General features: G+C 43.6%; 8 protein-coding genes. 5 read left to right on the top strand and 3 right to left on the bottom strand.

What is annotated here, in order from left to right:
• The 5 genes from VB714_RS12795 to VB714_RS12775 all read left to right on the top strand — a co-directional run.
• Positions 1 to 241, top strand: a 241-nt coding sequence (locus tag VB714_RS12795) for a tetratricopeptide repeat protein (protein ID WP_323224721.1), incomplete at its 5' end; no start/stop codon positions are given.
• A 443-nt stretch (positions 242 to 684) separates the two neighbouring features.
• Positions 685 to 4,341, top strand: coding sequence for an SBBP repeat-containing protein (locus tag VB714_RS12790; RefSeq protein ID WP_323224719.1), 3,657 nt, complete (start codon positions 685 to 687; stop codon positions 4,339 to 4,341).
• Positions 4,342 to 4,557: 216 nt separating this feature from the next.
• Positions 4,558 to 6,213 (top strand): tetratricopeptide repeat protein, encoded by a 1,656-nt coding sequence (locus VB714_RS12785; protein ID WP_323224717.1) that lies wholly within the window; start codon positions 4,558 to 4,560, stop codon positions 6,211 to 6,213.
• A 2-nt stretch (positions 6,214 to 6,215) separates the two neighbouring features.
• Positions 6,216 to 6,929, top strand: coding sequence for a hypothetical protein (locus VB714_RS12780; protein ID WP_323224715.1), 714 nt, complete (start codon positions 6,216 to 6,218; stop codon positions 6,927 to 6,929).
• A 7-nt stretch (positions 6,930 to 6,936) separates the two neighbouring features.
• Positions 6,937 to 8,166 carry a hypothetical protein gene (locus tag VB714_RS12775; protein WP_323224713.1) on the top strand — a complete coding sequence of 410 codons (1,230 nt, stop codon included), beginning with the start codon at positions 6,937 to 6,939 and terminating at the stop codon, positions 8,164 to 8,166.
• A 1-nt stretch (position 8,167) separates the two neighbouring features.
• On the opposite strand, the gene VB714_RS12770 is transcribed toward VB714_RS12775, so the two are convergent.
• From VB714_RS12770 to VB714_RS12760, 3 genes are all read right to left on the bottom strand, one after another.
• Positions 8,168 to 8,539, bottom strand: a complete 372-nt coding sequence (locus VB714_RS12770) for a type II toxin-antitoxin system VapC family toxin (RefSeq protein WP_323224711.1) — start codon at positions 8,537 to 8,539, stop codon at positions 8,168 to 8,170.
• Positions 8,536 to 8,802, bottom strand: a complete 267-nt coding sequence (locus VB714_RS12765) for a hypothetical protein (protein ID WP_323224709.1) — start codon at positions 8,800 to 8,802, stop codon at positions 8,536 to 8,538. Before VB714_RS12765 ends, VB714_RS12770 begins: the two co-directional genes overlap by 4 nt.
• 123 nt (positions 8,803 to 8,925) lie before the next feature.
• On the bottom strand, positions 8,926 to 11,815 hold a 2,890-nt coding region (locus VB714_RS12760), incomplete at its 5' end, for a translocation/assembly module TamB domain-containing protein (RefSeq protein WP_323224707.1).

The following is an 11,815-nucleotide window of genomic DNA, read 5'->3' as shown; positions in this document are numbered from 1 at the left end:
AGGGAAAGTAGAAGAAGCCATAGAAGCCTATCAACAAGCCCTTCGCCTCAACCCTAATGATGCTTTTGCTTACAACAATTTGGGCGTTGCGCTGTCTGACCAAGGGAAAGTAGAAGAAGCCATAGAAGCCTATCAACAAGCCCTTTGCCTCAACCCTAATAATGCTGCTGCTTACAACAATTTGGGCATTGCGCTGTCTGACCCAGGAAAACTAGAAGAAGCACTGGCGAAATGCCATTAAGCCTTGAGATTACTAAGCTGTTCAGCATCTAAACGACATTATCAAGAATCCCAAAAACCTTGGAGTGCGACCATCTTGGTCGCTAGATATCCGTTGTTTAAATGCGTTTTAGCTTAGAACAACGAGAGGCGTGAATTCCTTGGGAAATAACCTCACGATCGCGCTTCTCGATATAATCAAAAAAACCAAAGCGATCGCGTTGATATTCCCTAACTCATCTCTCTATTACGATTTTTATAGGTGATGCGATCGCGTTGATTTTTAGCCATTTTCTTCAGTTGTCTCCCTGTATAAAACAAAAATTAAAATAAAATCCTTTCATTCAATAATTCGTGTTATACTTCTGTCAAGTGAAAATACACTTATCTTTCCTCCATACTTTGTTTCTCATCGAGCAGGAGGAAGTCACTTATGTAATGTAGATTGCACTTATTCGAGCTATCATGTCCCCCACCGATCGCGCTCCCGGATTAGAAGTAAATTGGCAAGAGTCGAATTTATCTTACCTAAATTCTGGCTCAACTCTTCTCAAACCCTTAAACTTTTCCTCACGTTCTTCTAGTCCTTTACCTCCTCCTCCTAATGGCGTTGCACCCTCCAATCTTCGCTTTAGTCTCGATAATACTAGCTATAGTGCCAACGACACGATCGCTTTACAAAATGGCTGGATTTATGATGGCGATGGAGGAACGGATATTGCGCGATTGGACTTGCAGCTTTTGCAGGGTAATACCGCGATCGGCGAAGTTCGCAGTTTTAGCGATTTTGCGATCGCGACTTGGGATTATCGTTGGGCAAACTTTAATGCGGCATTGAATCTAACAGATTGGGGGGCATTACAAGGGGGAACTTACTCCCTGCAAGCAACCGCTTACGATCGCTTTGGTAATGCCAGCACGCCGTTTTCTCGTACTTTTCTCGTTGAGATTCAGCAAATTCAAAATACAGCCCCAACTCATTTTCGCTTTGGTTTAGAGTCTAGTCAATACAGCCCCAATGCAATTTTAAAATTGATGGGGGGATGGGTATATGATGCAGATGGTGCGGCGGATTTGGCAGAAATTGACCTGCAAATTCAAGACGGACAAGGAACGATTTTACATGAGACGAATATCAGTAGTTTTACTCCTGCATCTTGGGCGAATAATTGGGCGAGTTTTAATGATGATATCGATCTGAGTCATTTGGGTTTAGGGGATGGTAATTATGTAATTAAAGGAATTGCAAGCGATCGCGCTGGCGCAAATTCTGAAGAGTTTTCCCGAAATTTTGCGATCGCTTCTCCTGCGAATAATGAAGCGCCGAGTTATTTAAGTTTTGGTTTATCCAACAATTCTTACAGCGATCGCGATACGTTAGATCTGCGTCATGGTTGGGTCAGAGATGGAAATGGTGTTGACGATCTCGACAAAATTGAATGGGAAATCTGGCAAGGAGGAACGCAGATTGCAGCGTTAGATGATGTTAGCCAATTTATCCCGGCAACTTGGGACAATTTTGGAACGTGGGCGAGTTTTTCTTACAACGTAGAATTGGTCAATTTAGGATTAGATGCTGGGGAATATAGTTTGCGAGGGATAGCTTACGATCGCGCTGGAGAAACCAGTACACCCTTTGAGCGCAAGTTTATTTTGGAATCCATTAATACAGCCCCAACATTACTTTTTAATCTAGATCGTGCTGCGATTTCACCAACAGAAACGCTTTCTATTACAGGTGGATTTGTCCGCGATGAAGAGGGATTGAACGAAGTTGAAGAGATTAGCTTTAATTTACTGGAAAATAATAGTTTGCTTGTCAATCTGGGTACAGTCAATAGTTTTACATCATCTTCAGAAGATAATCGCTGGGGGAGTTTCAATATCGATTTCGATGTGAGCAATTTAGGATTGGTTGCAGGAGAATATAAATTACAAGGAATTGCTCGCGATCGCGCTGGAAAAGAAAGCGAAATTATCGAGCGTATTTTCACCATAACTCCCTCTGATTCTGGTAATAATAGTAGCGAGCTAGAATTGGCTTGGGCTAAAGCCATAGGAGGACTGGGGGATCAAAATGGAATTGATATCGAAATTGATAGTGAAGGAAATAGTTATATCGTCGGAACTTTCCCCAATACAGTTGATTTCGATCCGGGAAATGGAATTTACAATCTTTCCAGTAATGGCGGTAAAGATGTCTATGTTGCCAAATTAGATGCAGGTGGAAATTTCCTCTGGGCAAAAGCATTGGGAGGTATTGGAGACGATTGGGCCGGAGAAATTCTTCTCGACAGTCAAAATAATATTTATATCAAGGGAATTTTCCAAAATACAGTCGATTTCGATCCAGGAAATGGGATTTATAATCTTTCCAGTCTGGGATCTGCCGATAGTTTTGTTCTGAAGTTGGATAATGCAGGCAATTTCCTCTGGGCTAAAAACTGGAATGCAACAGAATCTAGCTCTGGGGGTAGCATTGTTCTGGATAGCCAAGATTCTCTCTACGTGCTGGGAAATTTTGAAGGCGCGATCGATACGGGAAGTGGTGCGCTAACCAGTGCTGGCAGTAAAGATTTATTTATCTCCAAACTCGATCGCGATGGCAATTTTCTTTGGACAAAAACAACGGGAGGAAGCAGCGTCGAAGAAGGTTACGATATTACTCTCGATCGCCAAGGAAATATTTATTTAACGGGATTATTTGCAGGAACAGCAGATTTTGACCCTAGTGCGGGAGTTTACGAACTGACGACTCCGGGTTTTCTCTATGATAGTTTTGTGGTCAAACTTGATGGGCAAGGTAACTTTATTTGGGCAAGGGGAACGGAAAGTCCTGGATTCAACTATTCCACGAGAATTGCCGTCGATAGTCAAGGAGGTGTTTACAGTCTTGGCATATTTGCAGGAACGTTAGATTTTGCTTCGGGCAGCGAAGTTTACAATTTGACCAGTCAGAGTGAAGTCGATATTTATGTTTGGAAATTAGATGCTTCTGGCGACCTCCAATGGGTTAAACAAGCTGGCAATAGTGATATCAATCTTGGAACGGGAATTGAAATCGATCGCCAAGATAATATTTACATTACGGGTTTATTTAACGGAACGGCAGATTTCGATCCGGGAACGGGAGTTTATAATCTAACGAGTGCTGGAGATGCAGATGCGTTTATTTGGACTCTCGATCGCGATGGCAATTTGCAATGGGCAAAGAATATGGGAGGAAGTGGTGCAGATCTTGGCAGTAAGTTAGCAATTGGCGATCGCGGTGAAGTTTATCTCATTGGTGGATTTGAGAACACGGGAGATTTCGATCCGGGGGATAATACTTTTACCCTAACCAGTCCGGATGCAATTAGCATTTTTGTTACCAAACTTCAACCTGCCAGCAATACGCCGATTTCTGTCGATTTTAACCTCAATAAAACAGCTTATAATATCTCTCAAACTCTAACCATTTCTTCTGGAAATGTTAGCGATCGCGATGGCATTAGCGATCTATCCCATATCGATTTTCGCCTGCGTCATGGAGATGGAAGTTTAACAGATTTAAGCGATGTCACGAATTTTACCTCCTCCACTACCGACAATCGCCAAGGATTCTTTAATTACAATCTCAATTTAGGCGCATTGGCATTAGCTGAAGGTAATTATAGCCTGTGGGCTGTTGCTTACGATCGCAGTGGGACAGCGAGTGAAGTATTTGAGCAAAACTTTATTATCAGCGAGATTCCTGACTTTGACCCCACTTCTTTATCATTTGCATTGAGTGCTAATAGTTACCTCGACACGGATACATTAAGTTTAGACAGTGGGGAAGTTTTCGATCTCAATGGCGCGATCGATATTGCCCGAATTGACTTTCAACTTAGTCGCCCCGATGGGACACTTTTAGATGTAGGAGATGCGGGGAATTTTGTGGCGCGATCGAAGGACAATCGCTGGGCAGATTTTAGCTACAATTTAGATTTGAATGCTTTGAATTTAACCAGTGGAGGTTATAGTTTGGAAGGAATTGCTTATGATAGTGCGGGCGGAGAAAGTCGATATTTTGCCCAGCGTTTCCAAGTCATACCCAGCAATACCGCTCCCACTTCTTTGCAACACGATCGCGCTTCTTAATTCATTACGAATGGCTCGTACTCTTGTTATAAAAATTGGCACCTCCAGTTTGATTTATGTTGCTATTTTAGCGCCAATTGGAGATAGCGATCGCTTTGCTGTGTGAGTTGCGTGAGAGAGCTACGGGTGGGTTGAAGGGAATGCGATCGCAGTGGTCGTTGGGAGATAGGGACGCTAAGATATTGGCAGTGAGAGAATTTTGATACGCGATCGCTTATGAAAGTTAATCCTATTTTTGCAGTCTTGTTGAGTGCGTCGATGTTGGCGATGCCTCAAATTGCGGTTGCTGACTCGGTTGAAGTGGTTCAAGAATCGGCGATCGAGCGTTTATTCGAGCGAGGTATTGCGGCACAGAATGCAGGAAACTACGCTGAAGCAGAGGCAATTTGGCGGCAGGTTATTCGACGCGATCGGGATAACTTTGTCGCTTACAACAATTTGGGCATTGCGCTGTCTGACCAAGGGAAAGTAGAAGAAGCCATAGAAGCCAGTCAAGAAGCCATTCGCCTCAACCCCAATTATGCTTTTGCTTACAACAATTTGGGCAATGCGCTGAGAAACCAAGGAAAATTAGAAGAAGCCATAGAAGCCTATCAACAAGCCCTTCGCCTCAACCCTAATTATGCTACTGCTTACTACAATTTGGGCATTGCGCTGAGAAACCAAGGAAAATTAGAAGAAGCCATAGAAGCCTATCAACAAGCCCTTCGCCTCAACCCTAATGATGCTACTGCTTACTACAATGTGTGGGTTACGCTGTCTGACCAAGGAAAATTAGAAGAAGCCATAGAAGCCTATCAACAAGCTATTCGCCTCAACCCTAATTATGCTGCTTACAACAATTTGGGCAATATGTTGAGAAACCAAGGAAAATTAGAAGAAGCTATAGAAGCCTATCAAGAAGCCATTCGCCTCAACCCTAATTATGCTACTGCTTACCACAATTTGGGCAATGTGCTGTATGACCAAGGAAAATTAGAAGAAGCACTTGCAAAGTGCAATCAAGCCTTGAAATTGCCAGAACAAACGAATATAACACCAGCAAGCGCTCATACTTTAGCTCGTAACTGTTTGGGTTTAATTTACCAAAAACAAGAGCAATATGAAGAAGCGATCGCAGAATTTCAAAAAGCGATTAATCTAGATTCAAATTGGCAAATTCCTCGGAATAATCTCAGAGAAACCCAACGCTTATTAGCCCTGAAACTCAATCCTCAACCCACCTATATCAACGATATTGCATGGTTGCCCAATAACGATCCCGATGTGCCTCTATTGCGTTCCGTCGTGCGAGTTATCGCCGCTACTCCCGATGGTTCTCAAACAGGGACAGGATGGGTGATTAAACGAGAAGGAAATCGAATTTGGGTTCTCACTGCCCGTCACGTCATCCACCATGAAGATACTCGACGAATCAGCGACAAAATTGCAGTGGACTTTTACAGCGAACCACCAAGCGATAAAGTGCATCGACGACAGGAAGCAAAACTCGTCAAAATTCCCATTGAAAACGATCTCGATTTAGTTTTACTAGAAGTGACCGATCCCCCCGAAGATATCCAAGCATTACCCGTATTGAGCCAACAAGTCAACCGAAGCGATCGCATCCGAATTATCGGACATCCAGCCACCGGATTACCTTGGACAATGGTAAGTGGTGAAATCAGCAATCGCGATCGACAATTATTGCAGATTGCTCAAACAACAGTTGCAGCAGGAAATTCTGGAGGTCCTGTCTTAAACGAACAAGATCAAGTTGTCGGAATTGTGATTAAAGTCAGCAATTCCAGCGATCGCGAAACTGCAGGGTTTGCATTTGCCTATTCCTTAACCTATGTCGAAGTTTGGCTAAAAAAATGGGAGATGTTCTAAACATGAGAAACTACAAAACATTACTAATCGGCTTGTTTATTTGGGGATTTACGGCTGTTGGCGCACAAGCCGCGTGTCCTAATGGCAATCCCCAAGAACTCAACTATATTCGCCGAGAGAACAATCGCTGCGAAGGCATTGTAGAACGTTCCTCGATTTCCGGTTCTTTGCGTTTAATTTCCTTAACAACAAGAGGTGTGAACTCCTTTGGAAATAACCTCACGATTCGCATTCCTCGCCTTGCCAATACCTCGCGACCTAATGTTACACTAAGAGCCATTGAGCAGGATTATCAATTGAACGAATTGCGTCTTGTTCCTCGTTCCCAAACCTATAATTTTCACTGGTCTACCTACGTCCTCAAAAAAGCCGGAATTCTCCCAACAAATCTCCGTGCGATCGCCAATACAGGCTCTCAAATCGTTTACATTCCTGTTATTATCGGTTCTCCTGCCGATCGATACGAATTTGTTTTTCATTCATCCAGTCCCGTCCGTTTCAAAACCTTACAAATCAAGCATAATGGGACAATTGTTCATACTGATTCTACCCCCATCTTTGAAAAGGGTGAAATTAGTTTTCCTTGGGATGGACGCAACCAAAATACCGGACGCTATCAACTCTATTACGAAGCCGAAATCGAACGCATAGGACGCGCACCTCGACTGGTTCGGCGTACTCTTACTTTTGCTCACAATCCTAACTGGTTGAGGTGATTTGCTCGTGCCATCCCAATATTCCCAATGGTTTACTAAGATTAGAAAATTTGTTGTCAAATGGCTTACAAAACTGTGGAAAAGTTTTAAATTTCTTGGTGGTCTTTGCAAACAGGCATTCCTAGCCGCGATCGCCTTTTTCAAGCAAAGACCTTCCATCGTTGTTGCATTTGTTTTTTTGCTCTTTTTTGGCAGTATTGCAATGAGTGCGCTAATTAATGTCCCGCACCAATTTGAAGCCAGCTTAATTGTCAAAGAACTCAGTTTTAATACCCAAAAACAAAATCAACTTTTACTCAATTCCCTCTATGAGATTTCAGAATTAGCCATCCAAGGACAACAAACCCTCACCTTACAAGGAAAATTCGCTAACGAAAAAATCCCTCAACTCGATCGCATCGATACCCTCACCATCGAACTCAACAACCAGCAAAGCCTTTGGAAAATTGCCCCCAGCGATCGCAACACCCCCAGCGAAATCGAAATTCTCGAACTCCGCTTAAACCATTTAACTACAGTAGAAGGACTCAATTATAACCCTTTTAATAACAACAAATTAGCCTTCTCTCTCCAACCTGCCAACTCGAATGAGTCTAGCGATCGCCCCAATGAGATCGACCTTTATTTAGGCACGCAACCTCTCATTCTCACCCTCGAAGGCTATCAACTCAAAAATCTCGAATTACCCCCCGAAATAAACCCCTCACAACCCTTAGAACTAACTTTTACACCTGACATTCCCGAAATCCAACTCAACTTACCCGAAACCACATTTTTCTCCGCCAATCTCCCCAACCTAGAACAAATTGATGGAACCAACTGGTTTTGGGGCAACTTAGCCGTCAAAGATACCCAATTATACACCCTAGAAAGAACCGGATCGGAAATAGCAGACGAACTCTATCGCTCCACCATTGTAGAGGGTAAAATTCGTATGGCACAACAAGAATTAACCCTCGAACCCCAACAATTTTTCTTAATTGATCCCCCCGGAATCGAAAAAATTAGAGCCATACAAATCCAAGAAAAAGGTTTAGAAGTTCGCGTTTCCGGTACAACCCATCAAATCAAAGTTGGCTTAGATCCAGACTTCCCCATCTCCACCATTCAATCCAATTGGATCGCCCGACATTTCCCCCGAGAAATCGTCATTGCCATTATCACATTTTGCACTGGTATGACCGCATCTCTTTTAACTTGGTTGGTGCAAAATATTTTCAAAACATCGCAAACCTAGGTTAATTTAAAGCAATTGTTGCGATCGCAGCAATATTTAAACGTTCGGAAATAGCAATCAAGGATAGATCGGTAAAATCCGCAGGTAAATCCTGATAATTTGAATTAAGTACCTTGATTCGCTTGTAATCTTCTACAATTAAATGTTCGGTTATAAATACATCTTTCTTTAATGCCGATAAAAATTCGTTTTGTACTCGAATATTAGGAGCAAGCAACCACATAACCTCAGTAATACACGCTACAGTTGTGATAAGTTGGCTGGTAGAGGTAAGAAAGAATTGCACAACTTGTTCGTGATAGCGATCTTTGCAATCGTAAAAAGCAACGATAATTCCTGTATCAATCAAAACAAAAGGATAATATATTGTCATAATTTGTGGTGTTTTTCATTTCTTTGTTGAAGATATTCTGCGATTTTTTGTTTGCGAATGTCTCTATCTGATAAATCTCCCGAACCTTCTAACAAATATTCGGGATAACCGCCCATTCTTTCTAAAACTGTTTGAGAAGTCTTTAAACCGATCCAACGATCGCGTAACAGTTTTTTGACTAATTCTTGACTTGTCGTTTTTTCTCGAGACAGTATCTCAATTAGATATTTTTCAGCCTCATCATCAAGATTAAGTGTTAGCATAATATAATCTCAATATTTATTTGTTAAGTTTTAACATAGCATACAAAGAAACTCAGCAAGCGATCGCCGTGATGAAAAAAGAAGAATACGAAACCGCAAGGCTAAATATCTAGCAAAAATCAATCAAAACCGCGTTTCAAACTCCACCGATAAACGACTATCCCCCGAAAAATCCGTCGAACCCCGCACGGTAAAATTATCATTTAAGCGATATTGAGTATTAAAGCGCGTCGGTTGATCCGGTGGAGTCAAATACTGTAACACCGAAATCGAAAAATTGCGCCCGAAATCTTTCCCCAACTCCATCGCTACCCCTAATGTTCCCGTGCGTCCCGTATCATCAATCACCTCCGCCGGAAAAATGCTGAAACGATCCAACGCAAATGCGTCAGCAATTTGCCCCTGTACGCCCCCTAAAAGCGCTGTCCCGGCAATATTGGCCAAACCTCCCGCCAGTGCCGTACTATCTCCCCCAGCCACAGCATTAATGAACCCACCCCCCAACAAAGCAATCAATTCTGTTTCACTGCGCCGAGGGGTACTCCTTAAAGTTAGAACTTGTTGTGCGGGTCGTCCCCCAGTTGCCGCCGAATTCCTCAACGTATCCGCCAACTCAAACGCCGTACTGGTCACTTGTGCTTCAATTCGCAGGGTTTGTACGGAACCGATATTAGTGGCAGTATCTCGAACCTCAGAAGTTAGAGTATCGCTTCTCAAAATGGGGCGAGAAGTTTCCAACGCAGACCCTAATAATAATAAGTCTAACTCCGGATCTAATCCCCGTTCGGGAACGAAACGGGCGATATTGTCATAATTGCGTTCTAAACGGAAAGTTGTGGTAAACAAATTCACAAAACCCCGCTTGAGATGAATTGTACCTTCGGGTTGCAAGTCCGCTAGGGTACCATTAACGAGAAAACTTCCCCCCGCGATAAACTTTAAAATCGGCAATTGTTCGATCGCAAAATTATCCGTGAGAGTCAGTTGTAAGTTATCAAAAGAGACAGAATCTGCCAAACCCACATCGCCGCTACCGGGCAAATCTCCCTTTGCTCCTTGTCCCGCCGCTCCTAAAATTTGTAAACTACCATTAGCCACCTCTAATGCCCCGGAAATGATGGGTTCGATCGCGGTGCCGGCAATTTGCATATTTCCCTGAATATTTCCCCTTAATAACCCTTTTAAATTCAAAGCCAAGGTCTCTAGGTTTACCGTCAGGGGGTTTTCTTGGGGTGTGGCTAAAAAGGTGGGGAGAGTTCCCGAAGCAATGATATCTCCTCCGCCAAATTTTCCGGTTAAATTCTTTACATCAATGTTATTAAAATTAAGGGCAATTTCCCCGTTGATGTCGGTAATGGGGTCGGGAATGACTTGTAGGTTAACAATGCCATCTTCTAGGCTAATATTGCCATCAGCGATTAAGGTTTTTAAGCGTTTCGTCTCGGGATCGATGGAACCATTAATTTTTACATCAACTTTGCCTTTCCCTCCTTCCCATTCCAATTGCTGACGGGTGAGAATATTAATAATTGCCAGTCCGTCATCTTCAAGATTAGCTTGCAGACTTAAGGAATTATCTTCAGGGGGTAAGGCGATGGGGATGGGCAGGCGATAGGGAATGACTCCGGTTAAAGTTAAAGGGGTTCCCTCTTCTGCCAAGAGACTCTTGCCGGAAAATCGCAAGCGTGCTTTGTTATAACTGAAGGTTCCTTCGGCAGAATAAACGTCAGTATCGTTAATTTTGGTATCGGCAATATCCACTCTACCTCGTGCTTGGGGGTTTTCTTGGGTTCCGGAAAGGTTGGCGGTTAAATTGATACGACCGCTAAAACCGATCGCGGGGGGTAAGGGGAGTAAATCTTGTAAGAGGATAATGGGAAATTCGGTCACGTCTACTTTACCGGAAATGCCTTCTCCGCCATAGGTTCCCGATGCTTGCACAAATCCTTCTCCGGCTCGCACTTCTAGGGGTAAGATGGTAATCAGTCCTTTTTCGATGCTGCCTTTGGCAACAACAGTATCCACTTCAAAGGAACCCCATTGCCAATCTAATCCAGAAAGATCGAAGTCTGCGTCAGTCCCTGCAAACCCTTCTCGGAGTCTGGTGGATATTTGCAGCGTCCCGTCAAAATTACCGCGCAAGTCTGCTAGAGGGGGTACGGGAAAGGCTTTACGGCGTTCTTCTTCTTGCAGGTCTTGCAGGGTATTAATCTCTGACAAGCGACGGAGTTGTTCGAGTATTGTGGTTTCCTCCACAGAACCCACGGCAAAGGTCTTTAAGTCCTCTGCATCTCCTGGTGCATCTCTTTCGAGGGTGCGGGCGAGGCGCAAGAAATCCTGAAAGTCTTTGAGGCGGAAGGTTTTTAGTAAATCCTGAATGTCTCCATTAGCGATTTGAATCTCGCCTTGAATTTTGGGATCGCTAAATAACTCACTAATTCTAGCATCTAAGAGATATTGGGTTTCTCTAACTCTTAAATCTCCTGCTTCGAGGACGATCGCGCCGTTAGCGTAGGCAATGTTGCCTTTAAAGCGATCGCCGCTAATGAGTCCAACAACCGGATCTGCGATCGTGATATTGCCTGTTGCGTCAAAGGTTTTCAGGTTAACGGCTAAGTTTCCATCCAAGCTACCGGAGAGGGGTTGTGCGGCGATGACGCGGGGAAAGAGGTGCAGGGGTGCGATTGCTTTGGCTAAAGCGAGGGGCAGGTTCGCTATCTCTGCGTTGAGAATGTTGCCTTCTCGTTCTCCAGTGGCGGTAAATTCGTCGAGTTTGACGGCAAAGGTTTCTGGGAGATAGTTGCGATCTAAAGTTGCGGTAATTTTATCTCTGATTCCGCGTATGTCTGCGTTGCCTCCTTCTCCCGCTACAAAATTGACTTCCCCGGAAAGGACGGGATCGAGGACGAGTTGGTTAAAAGCGACACGATCGAGGGAGACTTGACCTTGCAGGGAAGGCGATCGCGTTGTTCCCGAAATATTGCCTGCAAATCCAGCAAACCCAGAGAGAACA

The organism is Spirulina sp. 06S082 (assembly GCF_034932145.1).
Taxonomy (GTDB): Bacteria; Cyanobacteriota; Cyanobacteriia; order Cyanobacteriales; family Spirulinaceae; genus CCY15215.
Note: the sequence above shows the minus strand (reverse complement) of the source record. Positions and strands in the feature narration are given on the sequence as shown.

Bases quoted from the DNA above. Each gene is read 5' to 3' on its own strand.
- VB714_RS12790 (WP_323224719.1), top strand. From the start codon at position 685: ATGTCCCCCACCGATCGCGCTCCCGGATTAGAAGTAAATTGGCAAGAG.
- VB714_RS12785 (WP_323224717.1), top strand. From the start codon at position 4,558: ATGAAAGTTAATCCTATTTTTGCAGTCTTGTTGAGTGCGTCGATGTTG.
- VB714_RS12780 (WP_323224715.1), top strand. From the start codon at position 6,216: ATGAGAAACTACAAAACATTACTAATCGGCTTGTTTATTTGGGGATTT.
- VB714_RS12770 (WP_323224711.1), bottom strand. From the start codon at position 8,539: ATGACAATATATTATCCTTTTGTTTTGATTGATACAGGAATTATCGTT.
- VB714_RS12765 (WP_323224709.1), bottom strand. From the start codon at position 8,802: ATGCTAACACTTAATCTTGATGATGAGGCTGAAAAATATCTAATTGAG.